This is a genomic window from Kitasatospora sp. NPDC127111 (genome assembly GCF_042677465.1).
Lineage (GTDB): Bacteria > Actinomycetota > Actinomycetes > Streptomycetales > Streptomycetaceae > Kitasatospora.
The window spans coordinates 1-26,613 of record NZ_JBHXTG010000100.1; the positions used below are offsets into that span (position 1 = coordinate 1).

General features: G+C 76.6%; 25 protein-coding genes. 16 read left to right on the plus strand and 9 right to left on the minus strand.

Annotated elements, in window-relative coordinates:
* Positions 1-163: 163 nt before the first annotated feature.
* A complete protein-coding gene (locus ACFVHB_RS36520) occupies positions 164-913 on the minus strand; it encodes a lysoplasmalogenase (RefSeq protein ID WP_380331147.1) in 750 nt (249 codons plus the stop codon).
* 270 nt (positions 914-1,183) lie between these two features.
* Between ACFVHB_RS36520 and ACFVHB_RS36525 the strand changes: the two genes are divergently transcribed.
* Entirely contained in the window at positions 1,184-2,953 is a 1,770-nt protein-coding gene (locus ACFVHB_RS36525) for a DUF2398 family protein (RefSeq protein WP_380331149.1), read from the plus strand.
* Between the two features lie 308 nt (positions 2,954-3,261).
* Here the strand turns inward: ACFVHB_RS36525 and ACFVHB_RS36530 are convergent, their stop codons facing one another.
* The 3 genes from ACFVHB_RS36530 to ACFVHB_RS36540 form a co-directional block, all read right to left on the minus strand.
* Positions 3,262-3,441 (minus strand): hypothetical protein, encoded by a 180-nt coding sequence (locus ACFVHB_RS36530; RefSeq protein WP_380331151.1) that lies wholly within the window; start codon positions 3,439-3,441, stop codon positions 3,262-3,264.
* A 136-nt stretch (positions 3,442-3,577) separates the two neighbouring features.
* Positions 3,578-3,949: a MerR family transcriptional regulator gene (locus ACFVHB_RS36535; RefSeq protein ID WP_380331154.1), complete on the minus strand. Its 372-nt coding sequence runs from the start codon at positions 3,947-3,949 to the stop codon at positions 3,578-3,580.
* Positions 3,950-4,035: 86 nt separating this feature from the next.
* Entirely contained in the window at positions 4,036-4,854 is an 819-nt protein-coding gene (locus ACFVHB_RS36540) for an alpha/beta fold hydrolase (protein WP_380331157.1), read from the minus strand.
* A gap of 593 nt (positions 4,855-5,447) precedes the next feature.
* Between ACFVHB_RS36540 and ACFVHB_RS36545 the strand changes: the two genes are divergently transcribed.
* Positions 5,448-6,755: a sulfite oxidase gene (locus ACFVHB_RS36545; RefSeq protein WP_380331211.1), complete on the plus strand. Its 1,308-nt coding sequence runs from the start codon at positions 5,448-5,450 to the stop codon at positions 6,753-6,755.
* Positions 6,756-6,948: 193 nt separating this feature from the next.
* On the opposite strand, the gene ACFVHB_RS36550 is transcribed toward ACFVHB_RS36545, so the two are convergent.
* The gene (locus ACFVHB_RS36550) at positions 6,949-7,611 is read right to left on the minus strand and encodes a TetR/AcrR family transcriptional regulator (protein ID WP_380331160.1); all 663 of its coding nucleotides are present in this window, start codon (positions 7,609-7,611) and stop codon (positions 6,949-6,951) included.
* 94 nt (positions 7,612-7,705) lie between these two features.
* On the minus strand, positions 7,706-8,659 hold the full coding sequence (locus ACFVHB_RS36555) for an acyl-CoA thioesterase (RefSeq protein WP_380331163.1): 954 nt from the start codon (positions 8,657-8,659) through the stop codon (positions 7,706-7,708).
* 147 nt (positions 8,660-8,806) lie between these two features.
* On the opposite strand from ACFVHB_RS36555, the gene ACFVHB_RS36560 reads away from it, so the two are divergent.
* Together ACFVHB_RS36560 and ACFVHB_RS36565 are read left to right on the plus strand one after the other, a co-directional pair.
* Complete coding sequence (locus ACFVHB_RS36560) at positions 8,807-10,183, plus strand: SWIM zinc finger family protein (protein WP_380331166.1); 1,377 nt, start codon at positions 8,807-8,809, stop codon at positions 10,181-10,183.
* Positions 10,180-12,885: a DUF6493 family protein gene (locus ACFVHB_RS36565; RefSeq protein ID WP_380331169.1), complete on the plus strand. Its 2,706-nt coding sequence runs from the start codon at positions 10,180-10,182 to the stop codon at positions 12,883-12,885. Before ACFVHB_RS36560 ends, ACFVHB_RS36565 begins: the two co-directional genes overlap by 4 nt.
* Before the next feature lie 151 nt (positions 12,886-13,036).
* On the opposite strand, the gene ACFVHB_RS36570 is transcribed toward ACFVHB_RS36565, so the two are convergent.
* The 3 genes from ACFVHB_RS36570 to ACFVHB_RS36580 all read right to left on the minus strand — a co-directional run bounded on the left by ACFVHB_RS36570 (position 13,037) and on the right by ACFVHB_RS36580 (position 15,774).
* Positions 13,037-14,350, minus strand: a complete 1,314-nt coding sequence (locus tag ACFVHB_RS36570) for an MBL fold metallo-hydrolase (RefSeq protein WP_380331215.1) — start codon at positions 14,348-14,350, stop codon at positions 13,037-13,039.
* 374 nt (positions 14,351-14,724) lie between these two features.
* Positions 14,725-15,177 (minus strand): MaoC family dehydratase, encoded by a 453-nt coding sequence (locus ACFVHB_RS36575; protein ID WP_380331172.1) that lies wholly within the window; start codon positions 15,175-15,177, stop codon positions 14,725-14,727.
* 165 nt (positions 15,178-15,342) lie between these two features.
* On the minus strand, positions 15,343-15,774 hold the full coding sequence (locus tag ACFVHB_RS36580) for a pyridoxamine 5'-phosphate oxidase family protein (protein ID WP_380331175.1): 432 nt from the start codon (positions 15,772-15,774) through the stop codon (positions 15,343-15,345).
* A 247-nt stretch (positions 15,775-16,021) separates the two neighbouring features.
* On the opposite strand from ACFVHB_RS36580, the gene ACFVHB_RS36585 reads away from it, so the two are divergent.
* The 12 genes from ACFVHB_RS36585 to ACFVHB_RS36640 all read left to right on the plus strand — a co-directional run bounded on the left by ACFVHB_RS36585 (position 16,022) and on the right by ACFVHB_RS36640 (position 26,540).
* Positions 16,022-16,894, plus strand: a complete 873-nt coding sequence (locus ACFVHB_RS36585) for a hypothetical protein (RefSeq protein WP_380331177.1) — start codon at positions 16,022-16,024, stop codon at positions 16,892-16,894.
* A 201-nt stretch (positions 16,895-17,095) separates the two neighbouring features.
* Positions 17,096-17,656: a hypothetical protein gene (locus ACFVHB_RS36590; protein ID WP_380331180.1), complete on the plus strand. Its 561-nt coding sequence runs from the start codon at positions 17,096-17,098 to the stop codon at positions 17,654-17,656.
* Positions 17,657-17,727: 71 nt separating this feature from the next.
* Complete coding sequence (locus ACFVHB_RS36595; protein ID WP_380331183.1) at positions 17,728-18,582, plus strand: hypothetical protein; 855 nt, start codon at positions 17,728-17,730, stop codon at positions 18,580-18,582.
* Positions 18,583-18,688: 106 nt separating this feature from the next.
* Positions 18,689-19,501: an SAF domain-containing protein gene (locus tag ACFVHB_RS36600; RefSeq protein ID WP_380331186.1), complete on the plus strand. Its 813-nt coding sequence runs from the start codon at positions 18,689-18,691 to the stop codon at positions 19,499-19,501.
* A 1-nt stretch (position 19,502) separates the two neighbouring features.
* Positions 19,503-20,888 carry a hypothetical protein gene (locus ACFVHB_RS36605; protein ID WP_380331189.1) on the plus strand — a complete coding sequence of 462 codons (1,386 nt, stop codon included), beginning with the start codon at positions 19,503-19,505 and terminating at the stop codon, positions 20,886-20,888.
* Complete coding sequence (locus ACFVHB_RS36610; protein ID WP_380331192.1) at positions 20,878-22,494, plus strand: ATPase, T2SS/T4P/T4SS family; 1,617 nt, start codon at positions 20,878-20,880, stop codon at positions 22,492-22,494. The genes ACFVHB_RS36605 and ACFVHB_RS36610 overlap by 11 nt, the downstream gene beginning before the upstream one ends.
* Positions 22,494-23,489 carry a type II secretion system F family protein gene (locus ACFVHB_RS36615; protein WP_380331195.1) on the plus strand — a complete coding sequence of 332 codons (996 nt, stop codon included), beginning with the start codon at positions 22,494-22,496 and terminating at the stop codon, positions 23,487-23,489. Before ACFVHB_RS36610 ends, ACFVHB_RS36615 begins: the two co-directional genes overlap by 1 nt.
* Positions 23,486-24,364: a hypothetical protein gene (locus tag ACFVHB_RS36620; RefSeq protein WP_380331198.1), complete on the plus strand. Its 879-nt coding sequence runs from the start codon at positions 23,486-23,488 to the stop codon at positions 24,362-24,364. The genes ACFVHB_RS36615 and ACFVHB_RS36620 overlap by 4 nt, the downstream gene beginning before the upstream one ends.
* A gap of 69 nt (positions 24,365-24,433) precedes the next feature.
* Positions 24,434-24,712 (plus strand): hypothetical protein, encoded by a 279-nt coding sequence (locus ACFVHB_RS36625; protein WP_360194986.1) that lies wholly within the window; start codon positions 24,434-24,436, stop codon positions 24,710-24,712.
* A 35-nt stretch (positions 24,713-24,747) separates the two neighbouring features.
* Positions 24,748-25,119, plus strand: coding sequence for a TadE/TadG family type IV pilus assembly protein (locus ACFVHB_RS36630; RefSeq protein ID WP_380331202.1), 372 nt, complete (start codon positions 24,748-24,750; stop codon positions 25,117-25,119).
* Positions 25,120-25,240: 121 nt separating this feature from the next.
* A complete protein-coding gene (locus tag ACFVHB_RS36635; protein ID WP_380331205.1) occupies positions 25,241-25,771 on the plus strand; it encodes a TadE/TadG family type IV pilus assembly protein in 531 nt (176 codons plus the stop codon).
* Between the two features lie 415 nt (positions 25,772-26,186).
* A complete protein-coding gene (locus ACFVHB_RS36640) occupies positions 26,187-26,540 on the plus strand; it encodes a hypothetical protein (RefSeq protein WP_380331208.1) in 354 nt (117 codons plus the stop codon).
* Positions 26,541-26,613 lie beyond the last annotated feature (73 nt).

Consider the following 26,613-nt stretch of genomic DNA (forward strand, 5'->3'; position numbering starts at 1 on the left):
CCTCCCGGCCCCCCCCCCCCCGGGCGCGGCCGCGGGCCCGCCGGCCGGGCGGCCCGGCCCCCACCGCTGCGTGCGGGCGGCCGTCCGTCCGGCCGGCCGGCCGGGCGTGCGTGCGGCCGCCCGGCCGTGGGTGTGTGGGGCCGCCCGGCCGGGCGGGCGCCGTTCAGGCCGTGGCGGGCACCCCGGCCGCGAGCTGATCCGGCCACTCGGACGGGCCGGGCGAGTCGGACGACTCGTGGGCGCGCAGGGCGCCGGAGGCCAGCAGGTACTGGGCCAGGACGTACGTGGCCATGATCCAGACCTCGTGCCCCGGCAGTTCGCGCCACTTGGCCAGCTTGGTGGCGATCAGCGTGTCGGACAGCAGGAACAGCGCCCCGCCCAGACCCGTCCGCCAGCCGAGCCCGGCCGAGGCGACCGCCGTGGAGGCGAGCAGCAGGCTGTACCCGGCCACCGGGACCTGCAGATCACCGAGATCCGGCCAGAGCCGGCCCATCAGGACCGCCCACGCCGTCGCGTACGCGGCCGCGACCACCAGCGTGCGCCGGCGGTCGGTCAGCGCACCGCGCCGGACGAACATCGTCACGTAGCAGACGTGCGCCGCCGCGAACGAGCCCATGCCGGCCAGGAACGCGGTGTCGTCGCCGAACTGCAGCAGCACGTCGCCGCCCCCGCTGAGCAGCAGCGCGGGCGCCAGCAGCTTCGGGGCCTCCCGCCCGGCCGCGGTGGCGGCCGTGACGCTGTGCGCGGCCAGCAGCGGCATCAGGGCCGGCTTGGTGGCGTGCCGCAGCACGGGAGTGTCGGTGAGCAGCGCGCCCAGGTGGGCCGCCGAGGTGGCGGCGAAGCCGGTGAGCAGTCCGGTGGCGGAGCGCAGGCGCCCGCCGAGAACGGCGCGGGTGGTCGTACGGATGCTCATGCGGGGGTGTCCTCCGGGAGGGTGGGGGCTTCGGGTACGCGGGCGGCCCGTTCGTCCGCACCCTATGCGGCCCCGGTCCGCGCGCGGAAGGGCTTGTTACCGGTGCGTAGCGCCTGCCGGGCCACCGGGGTGACGCAGCGGCGGGCGCGTGGCGAGCGCGCGGCGGGCGCACGGCACGGCCGAGTCCGTACGTCGGGCTCCGGCCAATTCGCCGCCCTGTCCGGTTGGTGCCACCGGGGGCCGCGCCCACCGTCTAGTCTGGTCCACGACATGGAGCAGCAGGAGTACGCGGCCGGCGCCACGCAGGTGGCCGGCGGCACGGCGGACGAGCGCGCGGGCGGGGCGGGGCGGAGCACCACCGACGCCGTCGTCGCCGTACGCGAAGCCGGTCCTGACGCTCCGCAGGAGACCGGCCCCACCGACGGCGCCACCGCGCTCTCGCCCGACCCGGGCCTGCTCCGGCTCGCCCAGTGGTTCGCCGAGGCCGACCCCGGCACCGCCGACGACCTCTGCACCGCGTCCTTCGGCCTCTACCCGGCCCGCCACTTCGGCGCCCCCGCCGAGCCGGCCACCGGACCCGGCACCGAGCCGGGCACCGACCCGGCGGCCGGGGCCGACGTCAGCTGGTGGCACGGCCCCACCGCGCACACCCCCGCCGCGCTGCGCACCCGCGAGGCCCGCCCGGCCCGCGGCCCGCGCCGGGCCCGGCGGGACGCGGGCGCGCTGCCCGTCGTCCTCTCGGGCGCCAAACCGGGCAAGCCCGGCAAGCACCGCAAGCCCGAACGGTCCCGCTCGGCCGCGGCGGGCACGCAGGATCGTTCCGCCGCCGCCGAACGCCGCATCGCCGCCCGGCTGCTGCTCGCCCACCCGCTGGTCACCGCGTCCGGGCCGCACGCCGACGGCTTCCCGCTGATCCGCCGTCACCGCGACTGGCTCACCGAACGCTTCGACACCCTGCTCGGCTACCGCCTCGTCGTCGGCCCCTGGCACGCCCGCCTCGGCAAGGCCGGACTCGGCCCCGGCGCCACCCGCGGGTTCGAACACCCGGGCACCGGCGCCCCGTTCACCCCCGGTGGCTACGCCCAGCTCGCCCTGGCGCTGGCCCTCCTGGTCGACGCCCCCGAGCGGCTCCCGCTCGGCCGGCTGCTCGCCGCCATGCGGGCCGCCGCCCCCGCACCGGGCCGCGCCGGCGACCCCGTCGACCCCGCCGACCTCGCGATGGCGCTCGCCGCGCTGGCCGGCTGGCAGGTGCTCGGCGGCATACCCGCCGACCCGTCCGACCCGGCGGCCGAGACCGTCCTGCTGACCGTCGACCGGGACCTCGCCCGTGCCGTCCCCGCCGGGCCGCCCGCGCTCGCCGCCGACGCCGCCGACCTCATCCGCCGCGCCGCCGAGGCCGAGCCCGGCACCGCCGTCCGCCGCCGCCTCGCCGAGACCCCGGCCGTCCTCGCCGCCGACCTCCCCGAGGACCAGCGCGCCTGGCTCCGCGACCACCGCCACAGCGGCCCCGCCGCCCTCGCCGACTTCCTCGGCCTCGAAACCGAGCAGCGGGCCGAGGGCGTGGCCCTGCTCGACCCCGCCGAGGAGCTCACCGATCTCGCCCTGCCCGGCGCGGGCACGCTGGCCCAGGCCGCCCTGCTCCTCGTCGAACGCCTGGTCGAGGAAGTCCGCCCGCTCCCCGACGAGGCCACCGGCGCGGACGTCCCCACCCCCGCCGTCCCGGTCCCGGACGCGCTGATAGACGGCGTCCTCGGGGACATCGCCGACGAGTACGGCCTCCCGGCCGGCTGGCGCCGCGACTACCTCGCCGACCGCACGGCGCTGCGCCGCGACACCCTCGACCTGCTCCACCGGATGGGCCTGATCACCCCCACCCCGCGCGGCACCCGCCCCCCGGGCTGGCTCCTGCGCGCGCCCGCCGCCCGCTACGCCCCGGCCGCGGACCTCCTCCCCGCTCCGGGCACCGGCCGTCACTCCCGGCGGGATCCGTCCGTGACGGTGCCGGCCCCGGCCTGCCCGCGGGAGGAGCAGCGGGCCTGAGGACGGGGAGCGGCGCGGGTTGGTAGGGCGGCGCCGGGCGGTGAGGAGCACCGCGTCGTCCGGGGCGGGTGGCCGCGCGGCGTTCGCCACGCCCCCGCCGCGGACCTTTTCCCGGTCCCGGGCAGCGGGTGCCGTTCCCGGACGGATCCGTCGGTGGCGGACCCCGTGATGGTCGGTCGGCGGGCCCGTCGGGCGGTGCCGGGTAGCGAAGAGCACCGCGTCCGGGGCGGGTGGCCGGACGGCGGTGCGGGGGTGGGGCGGGTGGTTCAGGAGGCTCGGGTCGGGCCGCCGGGTGGGCGCGGGTGGGATCAGCGGTTGGCGGTGGCCGTCGTCACGGTGGCGTGCTGAACGGTTTCCACGGTGGCGCCGACGCCGAGGGTGCCGAGGGCGATCGAGGCGAGTACGGCGGCGCAGGCCAGGTAGCGGCGGTGGCGCTGGGGGAGCGGGAAGCGCGGTTCCTGGAGGGTCGCCGGAGGGTTGGCGTTCATGACACCGAGCGTTCCAGGGCGGCGTGAACGATCGCTACGCGTGGGTGAAGTCCGGATGGGGGGCGGGCGTCGGTTCGTGCCAAGTGGACCGGCCCCCCGCCGTCAGATCACCCGGACGGCGGGCCCGACGGCCGCCTCAGGCGGCGTACTCGCGGGTGGTGGGCTCGGCGGTGTCGAGGTAGCGGGCGAGGGCCCGGCGGCTGCGGGTCAGCTCGTCGATGCGGGTGTCGAGCTCGGCGAGCTCGCCGCGCAGCGTGGCGAGCAGGTCGGGGCAGGCCTCCAGGGCCGGGAGCGGCCCGCTGGCGCAGGGCAGCAGCTCGGCGATCACCCGGGTGGACAGGCCCGCCGCCAGCAGGCCGCGGATCTGCCGTACGCGGACCTGGGCGTCCTCGCCGTACTCGCGGTAGCCGGCGGCGGAACGTTCCGGCCGGAGCAGGCCCTGCTCCTCGTAGTACCGCAGCAGGCGGGTGGAAACCCCGGTCAGGCGGGCGAGCTCTCCGATACGCATGATCGTCGGAACGTCGGCCCGCCCGCCGCTGTTCCCACCGTTCCGTCGGCCCGCCCGCCGCTGTTCCCACCCGTCCGCACGCCCGCCTACCCGTCGAGGCCGGTGATGAAGTCCAGGACCAGCTTGCGCAGTTCGGGCAGCCGCTCGACCACCGGGATGTGGCCGGAGGCGAGTTCGGCGAACCGGGCGCCCGGGATGCCCTCGGCGAGCGTCCGGTGCTGGCTCGGCTGGACGAGCATGTCCTCGGTGGTGCTGATCACCAGCGCGGGCACCGTGACGGAGGCCAGCTCGCCGCGCACGTCCGCCCGGCCGGCCAGGCCGAACTGCTGCCGGAAGCCCGCCGGCGCCGGGGCGAGCAGGGCCTGGTGCAGGCCGGCCAACTGGTCGTCGGGGAGCGCGTTGAGCCAGGTCTCGCCGAACCCGACCGAGAGCACGAAGCGGGCCAGCTGCTCCGGGTGCTCGGCCAGGGCGGCGGCGAGCTCGGCCGTGAACCGGAGGCGGTGGTCGCCGCCGGCCACCCCGGACAGCAGCAGCAGCGAGCGGACCCGTCGCGGGTGCCGGGTCGCGGCCCGGACGGCGACGGCGGCGCCGAGCGAGTAGCCGGCCAGGTCGAAGCTCTCCAAGCCCTCCTCGACGGCGGTCGCGACCAGCCGGTCCGCCAGCCCGTCGAGGGTGAGCTCGTCCGGCTCGGCCGAGGTGTCGCCGGAGCCGGGGAAGTCGGGGGCGACGACCGTGCGGTGCGCGGCGAGGTCGTCCAGCAGCGGACCCCAGTTGTCCCGGGCGCTGCCGCCGGCGCCGTGGGCGAGCAGCAGCCCGGGACCGGAGCCGCGGACGATCCGGGCGAGCGGGGCGAGCGGGGCGGGGGAGGTGGGGGAGACGGGGGAGGTGGCAGGGCGCGCGGGCATGGAGGGCTCCTGTTCGGCCGTGGGTCGTCGGGTGGCCGCCAGCGGTGTGGCGGGCACTCAGGACGGTAGGAGCTACCACCGGTGTGAAGGTCAAGTCCGGCACGGCGCTCGCGCGCCGGGGGACGCGCCGTTGACGTGCCCGCGATGCGCCGGTGATGCTTCGCCGGCGTACCGAGGACGCGGCGGGAACGGCTGACGCGGCGTTCCCGGTGTGCCTATGCTCCGGGACGTGACCGGGGGGTTCCCGCCGAGCGAGCGACCGGGCGGAACGCCGCCCCGGTGCCGCCGTGCACAGCCACGCCCCGCGCCGGACGCCGTCCGCGCCGTTGTCGCTGATCCCGCCCCGCGCGTGCCCGCCCCGGGCCGGGGCCGGGGCACGCGTTCCGGTCCCCGCCGCTCCGCCCGCGCGTTCACGCTCCTCACCGACCGTCCGCTCTGAAACGAACGGAAGTGTGCCCGTGCCTGCCGACTTCCCGCCCGAACCGCTCTCCGCCGACCGGCCCGAACCGCTCTCCGGCTCCCCGTCCGTACCTCCGTCCGGCGCCGCGCCCGGACCGGGGAGCACGTCCTGCTCGGAGGCCGCCTACGACCGCCTGCGCCGCCGGCAGTGGCTGGCCGGCGAGGCGCGCGCGGACGGCGTCGACCGCCGCACCCTGCTGCGGCTGCTGACCGCCGCCGGGGTGCTCGGTACGCCCGCCGCCGCCGGGCTGCTCGCCCCGGGCCGCGCCTCCGCCCAGGCCCCGGCGGCCCACCCCCCGGCGTTCGGCTCCCCGAGGGCCGATTCCCCGGTGTCGGGGATCGTCAAGCCGTTGCCCGCCGAGTGGTTCGTCCCGCGCGGCACCAACGCCGAGATGCGCTGGGACGCGTTGCGTGACGCCGACGGCCGGGCCGTGACCGGCCGCCACATCCCGGTCGAACGGTTCTTCGTCCGCAACCACACCTCCACCCCGCTGATCGACCCGGACCGCTGGCGGCTGCGGCTGTTCGGCAGCGGTCTGCGCGGCGCGCCCCCCGCCGACCGGGCGGTCGAATTCGACCTCGACGACCTGCGGGCCCTGCCCGCCACCCGGATCGGCGCGCTGATCGAATGCGCCGGCAACGGCCGGAGCTACTTCACCAGCCAGCAGGGGCGGACCGTCCCCGGCACGCCGTGGACGCTCGGCGGGATCGGCTCCGCCCAGTGGCGCGGCGTACGGCTGGCCGAGGTGCTCCGCCGGGCCGGCCTCACCCGCGGCGCGGTGGACGTGCTGCCCGCCGGCCTGGACCCGGAGTTCGTCGCCGGAGGCGTCGGCTTCGGCCGGGTGCGCCGCCCGCTGCCGGTCGCCAAGGCGCTGGACGACGTGCTGGTCGCCTACGAGATGAACGGCGAACCGCTGACGCCCGACCACGGAGCCCCGGTCCGCCTGGTGGTGCCGGGCTGGATCGGGATCGCCTCGATCAAGTGGGTCGGCTCGATCGAGGTCGCCGACCAGCCGCTCTACTCGCCCTGGAACACCGACTTCTACCGGCTCTTCGGCCCGGACTACCCGGCCGACGGCAGCGCTCCGGTGACCACGCAGGTGGTCAAGTGCGCGTTCGAGCTGGCCCGCGACGCCGTGCTGGCGGCCGGCCGCTCGCACCGGCTGCACGGGCGGTCCTGGTCGGGAGCGGCCCCGGTCCGCCGGGTCGAGGTGAGCACGGACGGCGGACGGCGGTGGCTGCCGGCCGAACTGCGCGACGAGCCGCGGGCCGACAACTGGACGCGCTGGAGCATCGACTGGCGCCCGGAGCGGCCCGGCCCGTACGAGCTGCGCGCCCGGGCGACCGACCGCCGGGGCAACACCCAGCCCGAGGTGGCCGTCTTCAACCGCGAGGGCTACCTGTTCGACGCGGTCGTGGTGCACCCGGTGACGGTGGCCTGACACCGGGCCTTCCACCCGCCCGCTCGCCCGACCGCCCCGACCGCCCCGACCGCCTGGCCGTGACCGCCCGCCCGACCGCCCTGACCGCCCGACCGCCTGGCCGTAACCGCCCGCCCGACCGCCCTGACCGCCCGACCGCCCGACCGCCCGACCGCCCCGCGGCCGGCCCGCCGGCCCGCCGGTCGCCGGGCCGTCAGCCGGCGGGCTGGACCTCGTACGGGGCCGGGTACGGCGTCTCGTACGGGGTCAGCACCAGCCGCACCACGTCCTCGAGCCGGCGCCGGGCGTCGCCGAGCGTGGTGCGGCCGGTCACCCAGGCCGTCAGCTCGCCCTGCCAGGCGTGGCCGACGATGTGCCGCACCAGGTCGCTCGCGGCGGCCGGCACCTCGGCCGGCACCTCGGCCATCACCGCCTGGAGCGCGGTGCTGTCGGCGCGCGCCATGCCCTGCAGGGCCTCGCTGGCGAAGGGATCGGTGGAGGCGGCGACGGCCACCCGGAGCCGGGCCAGCTCGGGCTGGCGCTGGTAGGCGCGCATGCCGCCGCGCACGAAGCGCACCACCCGGTCGGTCGCGCCGAGCCCGGCCCGCGGTCCGCGCAGCTCCGCCACCAGGTCGGCGAGCAGCAGCCGGTGCCACTCCGCGATCGCGGCCGCCAACAGGTGGTCCTTGGAGGAGAAGTAGCGGTACGCCGTCCCCAGGGCGACTCCGGACCGCTCGCAGACCTGCTTCATCTGCAGCCGCTCGACGCCGATCTCGTTCACCAGGGCTAGCGCGGCCGCGATCAGTGATTCGCGGCGTTCGAGCTGACGCGGAGACATCGCCTCCACCGGTCGTGGTGACAGGTCAACCTTGGTCACCCGCACCATGATACGGCTCGGGGCCGCCCAGGAGTATGACGCCGACCGGCCTCCCCCCGTTCGCCCGCCGTCCACCGGGCGTCCGGCCGCCCGATCAGGCGGGTGAAGAGGCCCCCGGCGGGAGGGTCCGCGGCGTCAGCGAACGGATCGCGCGGTCGCGGATCAGCGCCTCCTGGACGGCCGAGGCCACCAGCCGGCCGTCCCGGTCGTAGAACTCGCCGAGCGACAGGCCCCGCCCGTCCGAGGAGGACGGGCTGCGCTGGGCGAACAGCAGCCACTCGTCGGCCCGGAACGGGCGGTGGAACCACATCGCGTGGTCCAGCGAGGCCATGATCAGCCGCGGCGGGTGCTCGGTGCGCTGGAAGAAGTTCGGCTGGACGTGCAGCCCGGCCGTCGAGGCCAGCGTGAGGTCCGAGAGGTAGGTGAGCGCGCAGACGTGCAGCAGCGGGTCGTCGTCGGGCAGCCGGGAGCCGGTGCGCAGCCAGACGAACTGCTGCGGCATGCCGGGGACGGCCGCGGGCACGCCGGGCGCGTCGTCCGGGACGAACCGCAGCTCCAACGAGCCGAAGCCGCTGGTGCGGGTCAGCTCGGCGCGCGCCGCCTCGTCCCAGAGCGAGAGCGCGTCCGGCAGCTCCTCGGGTCCTGGCAGCGGCGGGATCTCGCGCTGCCGGTCGGCGGCGGGCTCGGGGTGCTTGAAGGAGGCGGAGAGCGTGAAGATCGCGTCGTTGCCCTGAACCGCCGTCACCCGGCGGGTGGCGTAGGACAGGCCCTGGCGGACCCGGTCGACCTCGTAGCGGATCGGGCGGGTCGGGTCGCCGGGGAGCAGGAAGTAGCTGTGCAGCGAGTGCACCGCGCGGTCCGGCTCGATGGTGTGCCCGGCGGCCGTCAGCGCCTGCGCGGCGACCTGGCCGCCGAAGGCGCGCATCGGGGCGCCGGCGTGGCACCGCCCCCGGAACGTGTTCTCGTCGAGCCGCTCGATCCGCAGCAGCTCGGTGAACGGGGCCGCGGTGTCAGGGGCCCGTCTCTCCTGTTCGGTCACGTCGGTCACGGGCTCATAGTGGCAGAAGCCAACGGTCAGCGGTGTGACCTGGGTAACCCTTTCGAGGGAACATCGCCGGGAGAACCTCGGTAGAACCTGTTTCATTGCGGTGCCTCGGCCGACGGACTGTCAGTACCCCCACCTAGCGTGCTCGGCATGTCGCAAGCCGCACACGCGTACGCCTACCTGCGCCCGTCCGCCGTCCTCGACGGCGCCGACGGCCCGCGCCTCGCCCTGGAGACCTCGGGCGGCGCCACCCCGCTCGGGGCGGTCGCCAACCCGCGCTTCTTCGCGGGCTTCCTCGCCGACCCCGCGCCGGCCGCCGCCGCGCTGCTCGCCGTCGCGGACGTCGCCGCCGCCCGCTACTACCAGGCGCAGCTGCGCGCCTCGCTCGACCCGGTGGTCACCGCCAACGGCGACCGGCTGCGGTTCGAGTCCTTCTCCGGCTGCTGCGGCGTCTACGCCCGGCTCGACGTGCTGCGGGCCGTGCTCGACGGCGACGAGATCGGCCACGGCACCACCAACGTCGACGTCAACAACCCGCTGCGCGAGGCTCTCACCCGGATCGGCCCCGCCGATCCGCTGCACCTCGCCGTCGGTCCGGACGCCCTGGAGGTCACCACCTTCGACGGGCCGGTCGTCGAGAAGAAGGTACCGCTGCCCGATCGCTGGCTGCGCGGCTTCGCCGAGACCCAGGTGACCGCCGCCGGCTTCGACCTGCGCGCCGAGCTGTCCGCCGCCGAGGCCGTCCGCTTCCTGCGCTCGCTGCCCCGCGGCGGCGGCCGCGGCACCGTCCGGTGGGTGGTCCCGGCCGGGCGGACGCTGCGCCCGACCACCCGGCCGGTGCCCGGCGCGGTCTGCCTGCCCGGCCCGGAGCGGCTGGCCGCGCTGCAGCGGGTGCTGCGGCACGCGCTGGCGCTGCGGGTCTACGGCCCGGTGGCCGGCGACGGCCCGGCGGCCTCGGCCTGGGAGGTGGCGCTGCCCGGCATGCGGCTCACGCTCACGCTCTCGCCGGACGCCTCGCGCGGCTTCTCCGGCGAGGGCGGGGTGCTCGGCGCGCTGGCCACCGGCACCGCCGAGCAGGACGCCGAGCTGGTGGCCGTCCTGCTGGCCTGGGAGCCGCGGATCGACGTCGCCGAGCTGGCCGAGCAGTCCGGGCTCACCCCGGTCCGGGTCCGGGCGGCGCTCACCCGGCTCGGCACCGCCGGGCAGATCGGCTACGACACCGCCGAGGCCGCGTACTTCCACCGGCAGCTGCCGTACGCGTCCGGCCGGGCCGAGGCGCACAACCCCCGGCTGCGGGCCGCGCGGGCGCTGGTCACGGCGGGCGCCGTCCGCCTGGAGGAGGGCGGGCTCGCCACCGTGACGGTGGACGACCACCGCCAGCGGGTCCGGACGGACGCCGCGGGGGCGCTGAGCTGCACCTGCCTCTGGTGGGCCAAGTACCGGGGCGGGCGCGGGCCGTGCAAGCACGTACTGGCGGTCGGGATGGTCCGGGAGAACGCCCCGGCGGTCGCGGAGGCGGCCCGGTGAACGGCGTCGACGTGCTGCTGGAGGCGGTCCGCTCCGGGCGGACGCAGAAGGTGCCCGCGCTGGTCGCCGCCCTCGGGCCGGCCGAGCGCCGGGCCTGCCTGGCCGAACTGAAGCGGCTGCGCAAGGAGATCCGCAACGAGTGGAGCGAGCGGGCCCGGCGACAGGCCCCGGCCGTGCTGGTGGCCGGGGCCGGCTGCCACACCGGGCCGGCCGGGGCCGCCACCTGGATCCGCGGGCAGGACTTCGTCAACCGGGGGCTCGAGGGGCCCGAGCTGAGCGAGATGGTCGGCCTGCAGCCGCCGGAGTGGCAGGTCGAGGTGGTCACCCGGATCGCCGGGAACCAGCGGCCGAGCTGGTCCTGGCCGTACTTCGGGCTGGTCGACTCGGTGATCCGCCGGACCGGCTGCGAGGTGCCGGCCTCGGACGCCTACGCCGCCGAGTGGCTGCGCCGACGGATCTGGGGCATCGACGACCGCGGGCACGCGCTCCGGGGCCCGCGCGCCACCCTGGTGGAGCGGCTGCGGGCGGACGAGCTGCTGCCGGTCCTGGTGGCGCGTTCCTTCGAGCTCGCCGACCTCGGCGGGGTCGCCGACTTCGGCCCCGCCGACCGGCCCGAGGGCCGCTGGCCGGGTGCCCTCGCGGCGCTGGCCGCCGAGGGCCGGCTGGACGGGGCCGAGCTGATCGACCGCAGCCTGGCCCGGCTGGTCCGCGGCGGCCGGCCGGGCGACCAGCGGGTCTTCCTCGACGTGCTGCGCGCCCTCGGACCAACCCCCGAGGAGTACGCGGCCCGGGTGCGCGACCTGGTGGCCCTGCTGGACGGGCTCTCGGTGGTGGCCGGGCACGCCCAGCAGGTGCTCGCCGGGCTGGACGAGGCCGGGCTGATCGAACCGGAGGTGCTGGCCGAGGCCTCCTCGGTGGTGCTGTTCCGGACCGAGAAGAAGCTCGTCCGGGCTCAGCTGAGCTGGCTCGACCAGGCCGCGAAGCGCGCGCCCGAGCGGGCCGGCCCGGTGCTGCTGACCGCCGCCGAGGCCTTCGGCCACCCGGACACCGCCCTCCAGGAACGGGCGCTCAACCTGGTCGCCCGCCACCTCAAGAAGGCCGGCGAGGCCGTCCTGGCCGAACTGCGGCTCGCCGCCGAGGGGCTGAACCCGGCGCACCACGAGCGGGCCGGCGAGCTGCTGGGCGCGCCGGTCGGCGGCGACGGCCCGGACGCGGGGTGGAGCGAGCTGCTGCCGCCGGTGCCCCGGCCGGCGCGGCTCGGGGAGCCGATCGCCACCCCGGCGGAGCTCGCCGAGGAGCTGTCCGTCCTGCTGTCCGGCCGGCCGGGCGTCGTCCTGTTCGAACGCGTCCTGGACGGCCTCGTCCGGCACGCCCGTCTGGACCGCCCGGCCCTCGCCGAGGCGCTGGAGCCGGTGCTGCGGGTGCACCCCTGGACGGGCGCCGTCCGGTGGGGCGACTGCGAGCCGGTGGACGTGCTGTACGTCGCGGCCGCCGTGGCCGGCCAGGTGGAACAGCACCGGAGCGGCCCGGTGTTCCGGAACAAGGGCCGGCACGCGTTGCAGGGCGCCCACTACACCGCGTACGGCAAGGTGCTGGCCGCCCGGCTGTCCGAGGCCGCCGAGCGGATCATCACCGACCGGCCGCCGTTCCTGCTCGCCACGCCCACGGACGCCACCGGCGCGCTGGACGCGGCCGTCCTGGTCGGGCGGCTCGCCGGGTACGAGGCGGTGGGGGCCCGCCCGGGCGAGGCGGACCTGCACGCGGCCCTGCTGCGGGTCACCCCGACCACCGACGACGAGGTGCTCGCCGACGCGGGCCGGCTGGTCTCACCCGGCGGGCGGTGGGTGGCGCAGTGGCTGCGCGACGGCGGCCTGCCCGGTCAGCCCTCGGAGCGGGTGGTGTTCGCGCCCGGCCGCAGCGCCAACGGCAGCCGGCTGCACGGTCACACCTACTGGGAGCGCTGGTGGGAGGAGCTCAACCGCGTCTCCGTCGCCCAGCCCGGCCTCGGGGCGGGCCCGCAGGGCCCCGCCGGTGAGCGGCTGGGCGCGGAGTTCCGGGCCCTGCTGGACGGCACCGAGCCCAGCGTGGCCCGGGCGCGGAAGCAGGACGAGTGGATGTGGCGGCCCACCGCGCACTGGGCCGCGATGCTCCCGCACCACCGCGAGGAGCAGGCCGCCCGCTGGCTGGACCGGTTCGCCGACGCGGCCGACCGGGAGCAGCGCGGCGCTCCGGAGCTGCTGCCCGTCCTCGCCGAGGCGGGCGGTCCGGCCGGGCTCGCCCTCCACCTGGCGCTCGCCTACGGCCTGGGCGCGCGCTTCGCCGAGGACCGCACGGCCGCGGTGGACGCGTTGCTGGTCCTCGCCGCCCGGGAGGAGCTGGACGGCGCCCTGCTCGGCCGGGAGCTCGGTGACCTGGTCGCCCGTGGCGCGGTGAAGCCGAACCGGCTCGGCCAGGCCCTGGCCGCCGCGGCGGAGACCGGCGCGTACGGCACGGTCTGGTCCGTGCTGGGCCCGGCGCTGCCCGCGCTGCTGGCGGGGGACGCGGTCCGCGGCACCGGTGACGTGCTCGCCGTGGCCGTGGACGCCGCCCGCCGCTGCGGGGCGCGCGGGCCGGTGCCCGAGGTGGACGCGGTGGCGGCGCGGTCGGGGTCGAGCCGCCTCGTGAAGGAGGCGCGGACGCTGCGCGACCTGCTGGCCGGCTGAGCGGGGCCGGCGGGACGGCGGGAGGACGGGAGGACGGGAGGACGGGAGGACGGGAGGGCGGCGGGGCTCGGTGCCGCACCGGGGGCCGTCGACCGCCGGGCGTCGACCGTCGATCCGGGGAGGGCGAGGCTCGCCGAGGGGAACCGGGGGGTCAGACGGTGACCCCGTCGTCCTCGGCCGCCGCCTTCGGCCGGCCCGCCGGCCTTCCCGCGACCGGGCCCGCGGGGCCGTCCGACGCCGGCCCGGTCGGCGCGGCGGCGCCGCCGGCCGGGGGGAGGCCGCCGGCGGCGAGGCTGTCGGCGGCGGGTCCGTCCGGCGCGAGGCCGTCCGGGGTGAGGCCGTTCGGGACGACCAGTTCCGTGTCGGCCTGCGGCAGCGCGGCGACCGCCCGCCACCAGAGCCGCAGGGCCGGCGGGTCGACCGGTTCGAACGGCTTGCCCGGGCGGGGCACCGCGAGCCGGGCCCCGAGCGCCTGGGCCGCGGCGAGGACCCGCTCGGCGGGCTCCTCCCACGGGTGCGGGGCCAGGTTGAAGGTGCACCAGTGGATCGGCAGCAGCAGGTCGCCGCCGAGGTCGAGGTGGGCCCGGACGCCCTCCTCGGGGGTCATGTGGACCTCGGGCCAGAAGTCGCAGTACGCCCCGACCTGCATCATCGTCGCGTCGAACGGCCCGAGCCGGCGGCCGATGTCGGCGAAGCCGGGGAAGTAGCCGGTGTCGCCGCTGTGGAAGATCCGGTGCCCGCCGCCGGAGACCACCCAGGAGGCCCAGAGGAAGAGCGCGCTGGTGCGCGGGCCGCGGCTGCAGTAGTGCCGGGCCGGGGTGGCGGTCAGGGTGAGCCCGGCGACTTCGGCCGACTCCCACCAGTCGAGCTCGACCAGCCGGTCGGCCGGGACGCCCCAGTGCTCCAGGTGGGCGCCGACGCCGAGCGGGACGGCGAACACCGCGCGGCTGCCGATGAGGGCGCGGATGGTGCCCATGTCGAGGTGGTCGTAGTGGTCGTGCGAGACCACCACCACGTCGACCGGGCCGAGTTCGGAGAGCGGCAGCGGTACCGGGTGCAGCCGCTTGGGGCCGGTCCAGCCGAAGGGGGAGCAGCGTTCGCCCCAGACCGGGTCGAACAGCACCCGGCGACCGCCGATCTCGGCGAGCACGGTGGCGTGGCCGAGCCAGGTCAGCCGCAGGCCGGAGGCGGGCGGCGCGGCCAGGTCGGCGGGGAGCAGCCGGTGCAGCGGCACGGCGGCGGCGGGCATCCGGCGGGTCTTGTCGGAGGCGAGCTGGGCCCGGGTGATCTCGAGCGGGGTGCGTTCGTAGACGAGCCGGCGGGTGGGCAGCGGGTTGCGGAACGCCCCGTCGGCGAACTGCGGCGAGCGGTGGATCCGGGCCAGCCGTTCGCCCCGGGGATCGGCGCCGAAGGCGTCCGTCCGGACCCGGTGCCAGGCCGCCCGGGGCAGTCCGGCCAGGGGCAGCCCGGCGAAGGTCGGCGGGCCGGAGAGCTGCGAGGTCAGACCGGCTACGCGGGAGTACCAGGGGGCGGGGCGGGGCACGGCACCTCCAAGGACGGTTACGGCTACCGGGCATGCCGTGGCGCGTACCCACGACCAGGGGGCCGAGTCGGTACGACAACCATCTCGTCGGAGGTTACTCGCAGCGGGCCGCCCGGACCTGGTGGGCGGCCCGGTGCGGGCCGTTCGGCGTACACCCGGGGCGCGACGGCGCCGCGCCCCGGGCCGCCGGGGCCGGCACCGCGCGGGGGAGGCGGGCGCTACGCGGGAGAAGCCGGCGCCATGCGAAGAAGCCGGCGCAACGCGGAGGAACGGGCGCTACGCGGGAGAAGCCGGCGCTACGCGTAGAAGCGGGTGATCGTCTCCGCGACGCAGTGCGGCTTGGCGCTCTCCGCGCTGGTGATGGTGAACCGGACCACGGCCTGGACGCCGCCCGGCACCTCGGTGGCGGAGACCAGTTCGGCGGTGGCCCGGATCGCCGTGCCGACCGGCACCGGGGCGGGGAAGCGGACCTTCTCCGAGCCGTAGTTGAGCGCCATCCGCACGCCCTCGACGCCGTAGCACTCCTTGGCCAGCACCGGGATCATCGACAGCGTCAGGTAGCCGTGCGCGATGGTCGAGCCGAACTGGCTCTCCTTCGCCCGCTCCGGGTCGACGTGGATCCACTGGTGGTCGCCGGTGGCCTCGGCGAACAGGTCGATCCGCTCCTGATCGACGGTGTGCCACTGGCTGGTGCCCAGCTCGGTGCCGACGGCCGCGGTCAGGTCGGCGAGGGAGGCGAAGGTCGTCACGGTGCGCTCCTGGTGGCAGGTGGGGGTGCGGACTCCGGCAGAGTATGCCTACTCGCGGGTCACCTGTCAGGGGTGGACCGGAAAAACGATCAGGACCGGAAAGCGATCACCGGAAACCACCAGGACCGGAAACCACCGGGACGGGAAGACGGCGCCGGTGGCCGGTCAGGACCGCTGCACCCTGCGGCCGGCGGGCAGCAGGTACCGGCCGCTGACCAGCTCCGGCACCAGGGCGACGAACAGCGGGTCCGGGTCGCCGACCCACGGCCGCAGTCCGGAACGCAGTGCCCGCCGGATCTGCTCCGGCTCGCGCACCACCTCGGCCCGGCCGTGCACCAGGACGCTCCAGCCGGTCCGGGTGACCTGGTCCAACCGGTCGGCCTGGAAGGCGACGACGGTGCCGTCCAGCCCCCGCGCGGTGGTGCTCCCCCGGCGCACGGCGAGCAACAGGCGCCCGTCCGGAGCGACCTCGAAGGAGACCGGCAGGACGGCCGGCAGCGCGTGCTCGGTGTACACCACGCGCCCGACGGGCACGGTGCTGAGCAGCCGCAGGCACTCGGCCTCGCTCAGGCTCTCCACACGGTCGTCACGGTCCATGGTCCCGATCGTCCTCTCGACGCCGCGGCGGCCGATAGGGCCCATGGTCCCGGAGCGCCCGGGCCGGGAGCCCCGACGGCGGGGCCGCGGGGCGCTAGCTTGTCGGCAGCGGTGCGGAACGTGCCGGCGGCCCACCGCGCGCGGTGGCGGCCGCGGGGGACCGGCGGTTCGGCGCGCGCGGCCGGACGGCGCGCGTGGTGGCGCGGTGGGCGGCCCCGGGTTCGGCGGGGCCTGCGAGGAGGGGGTGGTGCGGGTGGTCAACGGGGTCGATCTCGTGGTGATCGGGGCGGACGGCGGACCGGACCGGGGCTTCGGCGGTTCGGCGCAGGCGGCGGCCGGCGCCCGGCTGCTCGCCGACGTCCTGCCCGGGATGTGCTTCGACGCCGGCTCGGCCGGCTGCCGGGTCGCGGTGGTGGACCCGGGCGCGGACGCCAACACGATGCTCACCGCGGTGCGCGAGGCGGCCGCCCGGCCCGGCCGGTGGCTGCTGGTCTGCCTGGTGGGCCAGCTGGTCGCCGATCCGCGCGGGCGGCGGCTGGCCCTGGTCACCGGCGGCTCCACCGCGGACAACGCCTACCGGCGCGGGCTGGCGTGGGACTGGGTGGTCAGCGCGATGGTCCACGGCGACCAGGAGGAGGCGCTGCTGCTGGTGGACGCCGTCGCCGACCGGGACACCTGGGCCGCGCTCGAACGCGGGGGCGGCGAGGACGGCGCGGGCGAGCTGCTCAGCTACCCGCGGGTGCCGCTCTGGGGCAGAGTCGGCCGCTACACCGCCGGTAGACGCGGGCGGGACGCGGTCCTGCCCGGTGGCGGAGGATCGTTCAGCCGCGCCCTGACCACCGTGCTCCGGCAGGGGCTGCCCGGTGCGCCCGCCGCCGTCTCCCCGCTCGACCTGCAGCCGGCGGTCGCCGCCCTGCTCGACGGCGGCGACCCGGAGACCGGAGCCGCCCCCGTCGGCGGTGCGCCCGGCGCACGCCTGCTCGTCCCGCCGCAGGGCGGACGCCTGCTGATGCGCAATCGGGCCGCGGTTCGGGGCGCATTGGCCGGATTGTCGCTTTCCGAAGAACTGTTGGCCGTCCTGTGGCGCGAAAGTGCCCCGACCGATCCGCCTTCCGCGTAAGGTCAGGGGGCCCGGGGTGTTGCCGTGAAGGGGCGGGTTGGCGAAGAATCGATGCCCTCGCAGCAACACCGGCGGGACGGCGGAATTCTTCTGGCGACCACGGACCACGGACGGGGTCGGTCGCGACGAGGTGGGGCGATGCGGCGGCGCGGAAATGTGTTGCGCCCTGGGGCGGTTGGGGTCGCTGGGCTGGTTTTGGCGATGCTGCTGAGCGCCTGCGCGGCCGGTGGTGACGGCGGTTCGGTGGATCGTCTCGGGACTACCGCGCCCACTGTCGCGGAAGTGAACCCGGTAACTCCTTCGGGTGGTTCCGCAAACGTCGGGATCGCGCCGACCGACGGGCCCGAGGGGGCGCAGGGGCGTCTGCTGCTGAAGACGTATCAGGACTGGTGGCAGGCCCAGGTGGAGGCCTACGGGCGCTCCGATGCGGACGGTTCGGACCTGGAGGCGTACTCCTCGGGAACGGCCTTGCGCGACGCCCTCGTCAATCTCCGTCAGCTCCACGACGCCAAGCTGGTGATGATCGGCAGTCCGCGGAATTCCCCGGTGGTGAAGAGCGTCGACCTGAAGGCGGATCCGCAGACGGCCGTGATCGAGGACTGCCTCGACGTGACGGGCTGGCACCAGGCCGACGCCACCACGCACGCGGTAAAGGATCCACAGCAGCGGCTGACCCGGTACATCGCGACCGTTTCGGCGCGGAAGTTCCAGACGCGTTGGCTGATCCAGGAGTTCAAGCGGGAGGTGGACCGAACATGCTGAAACCGGCACGGCGAATCGCCGTCCGAGGGTTGTTCTTCGCCGGAATGCTGCTATTCCCCGCGACACCGGCGATGGCGGACGAACCACCGGTCACGGGGGAGGTCACCCAGTGCACGGTCAGTTCGATCTGCGTGGGCGTGCACAAGCCCGGCAGTACGCCCACCCCGGCCGGCGGTGGAGGGGGCGGCGGTGGTGGCGGCGGCTCGCAGGTCTGCCAGTGGAACGGGCTGGTCGTGGCCTGCCACGACCCGGTCAACGGCTGGTTCAGCAGCACCAACGGCTGCTACTACCGGACCACCAGCCCGCAGCCCGGCCCGGAGGACCCGGTCTGGCAGGGCCACAAACCCTCCGACGGGACGATCTACGACGTCACCTGCCTGTACAGCGACGGCTCGTTCGGCGCGCCGCAGCCGACGTTCTTCGCCCAGGACCCCGCGCCGCCGCCGCCGGACCCGGCGCAGCTCGCCACCGACGCCTGGGGCGAGGTCAAGTTCCCCCCGGTGAAGCCGCGGTTCGCGCCGGCGGACACCAAGGTCGTGGGCGTGCCGGTCTGGCTCTGGCTGGACGAGTTCGCCGTGCCGCCCCCCGCGGTGGCGTCCGCCGGCGGTGTCACGGTGACGGTGACCCCGCGGCTGGAGTCGGTCGAGTGGGACCTCGGCGACGACCGGCCGGAGGTGTGCACCGGGCCCCAGGGTGCCGGGACCCCGTACGACGCCCACTACGGCGCGGCCAGGTCGCCCACCTGCGGCCACGAGTTCCGCACCGGTTCGGCCGTGAAACCGGGCGGGGTCTTCGACGGGACGGTCAGGGTCAAGTGGGTGGGCAAGGTCGACGTCACCGGCGACCTCAAGGGGTTGAAGGACAAGACCAAGTCCTTCTACGAGACCTTCACCGTGCGGGTGGCCGAGGTGCAGGTCCTCAACTGACCGCGGTGCGGCGGCGCCGGGGCGGAACGCAGCAACGAGTACGAACGACGTGGGAGGGGCCGGAACCCGGTGGAGAACCGTACAGACAGCGACCCCGGGGGTGGCCGTGGCAGTGCTTGAGCAGGGGCCGGTGACGCCGCACGCCCCGGGGCGGACGCTCCGGGCGCGGCGGCGGCGGCCGGCGGTGCTGGCGATGGCGGTGGCGCTGATAGCCGCGGGCGGACTGGGCGGCGCGGTGCTCTACAACAGCACCGGGCAGCGGGTCGCCGTGCTGGCGCTGGCCCGTGACGTCCCGTACGGGCAGGTGCTGACCGACGCGGACCTGGTGGTGGCGCGGATCGCGACCGACCCGGCGCTCAAGCCGGTGTCCGCCGCGGACCGCCGCGAGGCGGTCGGTCAGCGGGCCACCACCGACCTCAAGCGCGGGGCGCTGCTGCTGAAGGCGGACGTCGCCCAGACGCCGAACGTGCTGCCGGGCCAGCTGATCGTGGGCGTCTCGGCCAAGCGCACCCAGCTGCCGGCGACCAGGCTGCAGTCCGGGGTGCCGATCGTCGTCGTCTACACCCCGGACAACGGCCGGCCGGACTCGCTGAACGCGGTGGTGGTCACCGTCGGCCGGGTGGACACCGACGGCAGCCAGGTCGTGGACGTGGCGGTGCCCGCGGCGGACGCCTCCCGGCTGGCCGCCTGGGTGGCCAGCGGGCGGATCCAGGTGGTGCTCTCACCGCGCGGAGCGGGCGCCGGCGGAGCCACCGGGGCTCCCGCGCCCACGGGCGCGCCGTCGGGGGCGGCGTCGGGGGCGGCGGCCGCGCCGTCCGGCACGGCCGCGCCGAACGCCGCCGGCAGCGGCACCGGCACCGGTCCCGGCGCCGGCAGCGGGACCGCGTCGACCGCACCGCCCGGGGCGGGTGGGGCCTGAGATGGCGGTGATCGCGGTGGTCGGCGGCCCCGGGGCCCCGGGTGCCACCACGACGGCGCTGGCGCTGCTGCTGGCCTGGCCGTTGCAGCCCGGGCGCCGGATCCTGCTGGTGGAGTGCGACCCGGACGGCGGCGCGGTACTGGCCGGCGCGCTGGAGGGCCGGGTCGAGGCGGTGTACGGGCTGCGCAACCTGGCCGTGGCGGACCGGCGCGGCCTGCTCGCCCAGACGCTCTGGGAGCAGCTGATCGACCTCTCGCCCGAGGGGAACGCCGAGCGGCTGCTGTTGCCCGGCCTCACCGATCCGACCCAGGCGCCCGGGCTCGCCTACACCTGGGAGCCGCTGATGGAGGTGCTGCACGGGCTGGAACCGCAGGGCTACGACGTGATCCTGGACCTCGGCCGCTCCGGCGCCACCGGCACCAGCGCCGTCCTGGCCCGCCGGGCCGACGTGGTCGCGGTCACCGCCCGCACCACCCTGCGCGGGCTGAGCGCGGTCCGGCCGCGGCTGACCTCGCTGGCCGAGGACCTCGCCGTGGCCGGGACCGGCGCGGACGCGCTGGGCCTGCTGCTGGTCGCCGAGGGGCCGTACTCGGGCGCGGAGGTGGCGCGCGAGTTCGGGCTGCCGGTGCTCGGACTGCTGCCGCACGCGGTGCGCACCGCCCGGGTGCTCTCCGACGGCGGGGACATCACCGACCGGCGGTTCATCCGCTCGGAGTTGATGCGCACCGCCCGCTCGGCGGCCGACGAGGTGCAGCTGCTGGTGCGCCGCCGCCGGCAGCGGCTGGCGCCCACGGCCGCCCCGACGCCCGCGCAGCTCCCGTCGGCGGCGCCCGCGCCCGGCGCCGAGGTGTCGGCGCAGCAGCCGCAAGCGCGGCCGCAACCGCCGCAGCCGTACGCGCAGGTGCCGCCGGTGATCACCACCGGGCCGGTCGCGCCGCTGGCCGGGATCGCGCCGCAGCCGGCCGCGCCCGCGCCCTTCCCGGCGCACGTCCAGCCGCAGCGGCCGGGCCCGTCGTACGCGCCGGAGTACGAACCCGGGTACGGGCCGGGACACGAACCCGGGTACGGGCCGGGACACGAACCCGAGTACGGGCCGCGGGACGGGTCGCCGGGAGGCGGCCGGCCGTACGGAGCGACGCAGCAGTACGGCGCACCGGAGCAGTACGGCGCGCAGCCGTCGTACGGTGCGCAGCCGTCGTACGGCCAGGACCAGCGACCGGGTCAGGACCAGCGGTCCGGCCAGGGCTCCGGGCTGCCGGGCGCGCCGGGGCCGACGGCGGAGTACGGCCGCGTACAGCCGGAGCAGTACCGGCAGGCGGCGCCGTCGTACGGGGCCGGGCCGCAGCCCCGGCACCTCGGCTCCGGGGAGGTACTCCGTGCGCGGTAGCCCCCTGAACCAGCACCCGGCGGCCGATCCGGCCGCGCTGCCCTGGGCGACGCCCCAACCGGCCGCCCAGCCCGGCCCGGTGGCCCCGCAGCCGCCCCAGCCCGGCGGCTACCAGCCCGGCGGGCACCAGCCCGACGGCTACCAGCCCGGCGGCGCGGCGACCCCGACCGCCGTACCCTCCCAGCTGCCCTCGCTCGACCGGCGCGGCGCCGGCACCCGGCCGGCCGTCGACCCGCAGGTGGCGCGCGAGCTCAAGCGCCAGGTCGCGGCCGAACTGCACCAGCAGATCACCCGGTTGACCGCCGCCTCCGGCTCCGAGCCGGACCGCGCCACCCGGCGCCAGCGCGGCCGGGCGCTGATCGAGGAGGCGGTCGCCCGCTGGTCGGACGCCTACGCGCAGACCCACGGCATCCCGCCCACCCGCGAACAGGACCGCGCGCTCGCCGAGGCCGTCTTCGACCTGCTGTTCCGGGCCGGCCGGCTCCAGCCCTACCTGGACGACCCGGAGATCGAGAACATCCTGATCAACGGCTGCGACGACGTCTGGGTCTCCCGCGTGCACCAACCGCTGCGCCAGGTCCCGCCGGTGGCCGACACCGACGCCGAACTGGTCGAGCTGCTCCAGGACCTGGCCCGTCAGCACGGCGGCGGCGAGCGCAGCCTCTCCACCGCCAGCCCGACCCTGGCGCTGCGCCTGGAGGGCGGCATGCGCCTCCAGGCGCTCACCGAGGTGACACCGCGCCCGTACGTGGCGATCCGCCGCCACCGGGTGGCCTCGGCGACGCTGCCCGAGATGGTCCGGCTCGGCACCCTGGACGCCACCCTGGCCGCCTTCCTGGCCGCGGCGATCCGGGCCCGGAAGAACGTGATGATCACCGGCACCCAGGGCGTCGGCAAGACCAGCCTGCTGCGCGCGATGGCCGCCGAGATCCCGCCGGACGAGCGGATCGGCACCCTGGAGTCGGAGTTCGAGCTGTGGCTGCACACCCTCGGCCACCTGCGCCAGGTCGTCCCGATGGAGGCGCGGGAGGGCAACGGCGAGCGGGTCGAGGGCCGGATGGCCGGCGAGCTGACGATCGGTGACCTGATCCCGGCCGCGCTCCGGATGACGCTGTCGCGGATCATCGTCGGCGAGGTCCGCTCCGGCGAGGTCGTCCCGATGCTGCGCGTCATGACCAACGGCGAGGGCGGCTCCATGTGCACCCTGCACGCCCGCGGCCCGCACATGGTGGTCGACCGCATCGCCGAACTCTGCCTGGAGTACGGCTCGCACATGACCGACGCGCTCGCCTACCGGCTCACCGCCAACGCCGTCGACCTCATCGTGCACGTCTCGATGGTCGACGAGACGGCCGTGGGCGGCCGCCGGCACCGTTTCGTCTCGCACGTCCTGGAAGTGACCGGCCTCGGGGAGAGCGGCCGGCCCGCGCTGAACACCGTGTTCGGACCGCGCCCCGACCTGGGCGAACCGCGCGCCGTCCCGCACACCCCGCCGAACTGCCTGGACGACCTGCGCCGGGCCGGCTTCGACGCCGCGCTGCTCGGCTCCCGGTTCGGGAGCTGGGCCGAGCCGCTGCAGCTGCGGATCGGCGGTGGCGCCCGGTGATGCTGCTCTTCGCCCTCTGCGGCCTGCTGGTCGCGCTCGGCCTGGTCGCCCTGGTGGTCTGGGCCCGCGGCGGCGTGCCCGCCGAGGAGGAGCCGGCCGACGGGCCCAACCCGCTGGCCGGCCGCCTCCACGTGTTCTGGTACGGCGCCCCCGGCACCGCCCCCGCCCGGGTGGTGCGGCTGCGCCGGATCCAGCTGCCGGTGGCGCTGGCCGGGGCACCGCTCGGCTGGCTGTTCACCGGCATCCCGCTGACCGCGCTGCTGGTGCCGCTGGGCGTCTTCGGCCTGCCCTGGCTGTTCGACACCACCCGCCCGGACACCCACCGGATCGAACGCCTGGAGGCGCTCTCCGAGTGGACCCAGCGGATCGCCGACGTGCTGCTGCTCGGCGTCGGCCTCAACCAGGCCATCGTCACCAGCCGCCGCACCGCGCCCGCCGCGATCGAGGACGAGGTCGGCGAACTGGCCGCCCGGCTGCAGGCCCGCTGGCGGCCCGAGGAGGCGCTGCGCGCCTTCGCCGACAGCCTCGCCGACGCCACCGCCGACAAGGTGCTCGCCGCGCTGCTGCTGCGCGCCGGCGACAGCGGCCCGGGCCTGGCCCGGGCCCTGGCCGACATGGCCGACTCGGTGCGCGAGGAGGTCCGCCAGCGCCGCGCGATCGAGGCCGACCGGGCCAAGCACCGCACCACCATCCGCTGGCTGGTCGGCATCATCGTGCTGGTGGTGGTGCTCGGCTCGTTCAACTCCGAGTACACCGCGCCGTACGGCACCGTGCTGGGCCAGATCGTGCTCGCGGTGGTCGCCGCGCTGTTCGTGGCGATCATCGCCTGGATGCGCGCGCTGGCCTCGCACCCGCCGGTGCCGCGACTGCTGGAGGCCGACCGGCGCAGCCGGGTGGGCGGCCGCCGCTCCGGCCGGCGTGCCGGCGCCGGTGCGGGCGGGGCCGGCCCGGACGCCCCGGCCGACGAGCAGGCACTCCTCGGGGAGGCGCGATGATCTCCCCGTGGTCCGTGCTGGCCGGCGCCGCCGCGGCCGGCGGCGTCGCCCTGCTGATCGCCGAACTCCGGCCCGCCCCACCGGACCTGGGCCAGGCACTGGACCGGCTGCACCGCACGCCCGCCGACCGGACGCCCGACCCGGACGAGCGGCCGCGCTGGTTCGACCGGATCGGCGAGCGCTCGACCGGACTGCGCGGCGTGCGGATCCCGCACCGCGAGCTGTCGCTGATCGGCCGCAGCCCGGCCCGGTTCATGGCGCACAAGCTGCTGTTCGCCGTGATCGGCCTCGTCCTGCCGGCGTACCTGGCGGCGATGGCCGTCCTGCTGGACATGGGCCTGCCGTTCGCGCTGCCGCTGGTGGTCGGGCCGCTGCTCGGCGGGCTGTTCTGGTTCGTCCCGGACGCCATCGTGCGCGGCGAGGCCAAGGAGGCGCGCACCGAGTACCTGCACGGCATCGCCGCCTACCTGGAGCTGGTCGCCCTGGAACGGGCCGCCGACCTCGGGCCCGCCGAGGCGCTGCGCCGCGCCGCCTCGGTCGGGCGCGGCCCGGTCTTCCGCCGGATCCGGGACGCCCTGGACCGCGCCGCCACCGACCGGCTGCCCCCCTGGGCCGGCCTGGACGCGCTGGCCGCCGACCTCGGGCTGACCCCGCTGCAGGACGTCGCCGACATCATGCGGCTCTCCGGCACCGACGGCGCCGCCGTCTACGACACCCTACGGGCCCGCGCCAAGGGCCTGCGCGGCGAACTGCTCGCCGAGGACCTCGCCAGGGCCAACGCCGACAGCGAACGGATGGTCGCGCCCGGGGCCGCCCTGACCCTGCTGATGACCGTCCTGATCGTCTTCCCCGCGCTCCACCAGATGCTCGCCTGAGCGGGTCATGCGGTACCCGACCCGCCCGACCAGGCAGCCGACACCACACCCAACCCCCGGGAGACCCCGATGTCCGACCAGTTGAAGTCCCTGGCAGGCCGGTTGATCCGGCCCACGCTGCTGCCCGTCCAGTTCGCGCTGCTGCTGTTCCAGTTCCGGGCCGGCCGGCTGAAGGCCGCCCGGGCGCGCGGCGACCGCGGCGCGATCAGCATCGAACTCGCCCTCGCCATCATCGCGTTGGTCTTCGTCGCGGGCGCCGTCGCGGTGGCCCTGTACGCGCTGAAGGACAAGGTCGTGAAGAAGGTCGAGCAGGACCCGAACCTCCCGGGTGCGGGCGCGGCCACGTGAGGGACCGACCCCGTCGCCGGGACGACCGCGGATCGATGAGCCTGAGCCTGGCCATCGTGTTCCCGGTCGTCCTCGTGCTGATCCTGCTCGTCGTCCAGGTGTCGATGTGGTGGTACTACCGCCAGGTCGCGCTCACCGCCGCCCGCGAGGGCGTGGACGCCGGACGCGTGCAGGGCAGCCGCGACGACGGGGCCAAGAACGAGGCGGCGGAACGGCAGGCCAGGGAGTTCCTCGGCCGGCAGGGCGTCCGCACGTACGACGTCCGGACCGCCGGCAGCACGCCGGAGCTGATCCGGGTGACGGTCGAGCTGACCGCGCCGTCGGTCGTCCCCTTCCTCCGCACCCCGGTCGTCCAGTCCGCCGAGGCGCCGCGGGAGCGGTTCCTGCCGCCGGAGGTGCGGCCGTGACGCGCGGGGCTGTCAGCCGGGCCGTGACGCGTGGAGCCGTGGGCCGGGCCGTGACGCGTGGGGCCGTGGGCCGGGCCGTGACGCGCGGGTCTGGGGGCCGGCCGTGACGCGTGGGACGCGCGTGACGCGTGGTGCGGCGTTGCGGGCGGTGACGCGCGGGACGCTCGGTGCGGCGGACCTGACGGTCCGGTGGGGGCGGCGGATCGCCGTCCGGCGGGCCGAGCGGTCGCGGCGCGGGCGGGACGGCGGCGGGGTGGCGATCGAGGCGGCGATCGTCGTCCCCGGCGTCGTCGCGCTGATCCTGGTGGCCGTCGCCGCCGGCCGGGTGCAGACCGCGGCCGGCACCGTCGAGGCGGCCGCCCGCTCCGCCGCCCGGACCGCCTCGCTGGCGCGCGGCGCCGACGGGATGGACGACCTGGTCGAGCGGACTGCGATGGCCACCCTCCGGCAGCAGGGGGTGGACTGCGTGCGCACCGACGCCAGGTGGAAGCCGGGCAGGCTGCGCAGCAACGGGGTGGAACTGACCACCGTCGAGGTGACCGTGGTGTGCGAGGTGCCCCTGCGCGACCTGGTGCCCGGACGCCTCGCACCCGGGACGAAGACGCTCAGCGGCAGCTTCATCTCGGTGGTGGACCGCTACCGGGGCGGGTGAGACGGGCGGTGCGGACGAGGTTTCCGGGCGGGGATTGGGGACGGCCCGGGCGGGGGAGACGCAAGCGGAGAGCTCCCGGGGGACGGCGGACACGAGGTGGAGCGGTCCCGGTGGGGACCGGTGGGGAGACGAACGTGCGGGAGGGGGCGTGATGGCGCACGGGCCCGGGGAGGAACGGCCATGGCGCCGTGGCGTCGGGTGGCGGGCCGGGAGGCAGGGCGGCCGCCGGGCCGGGAGGCAGGGCGGCCGGTGGGAGGTGCGTCGGACGTCCGTCGGGGCGTGGGACGTCCGGTCACCGGGTGTCCGGCCACCGGGTATCCGGCCACCGGGTATCCGGGCACGGCGCGTCCGGGGCCGGTCGGACGAGGGCTCGACGGCCGTCTTCGTCGCGATCTGCGCCGCCTTCCTGGTCCTGGTGATCGCCCTCGTCGTGGACGCCGGCGGCCGGCTGCGCGTCGCCGAACGCACCGACGCCTACGCCCAGGAGGCCGCCCGGGTCGGCGGCCAGCAGCTCGACGAGGCCGCCGTCCTGCGCGGCGAGGGCTACAAGGTCCAGGAGAAGTACGTCCAGGACGCCGCTGACAGCTACCTCGCGCTCTACCACCTGAAGGCCGAGAGCGTGACGTTCTCGCCCGACGGAACGGTCGTCACCGTCACGGTGACCGCCGACTACAAGCCGGCCCTGCTGGGCGAGCTCGGCAAGCAGAAGGTCACGGGCAAGGGGAGTGCCACCCTCGTCCACGGAGTCAAGAAAGCGGAGACCGACTGATGGTCGCGCCACGTGCCAAGGACCAAGCCCGCGCCGGACGTTCGGCCCGCGGCGGGCCCGCCCGCCCGGCGGC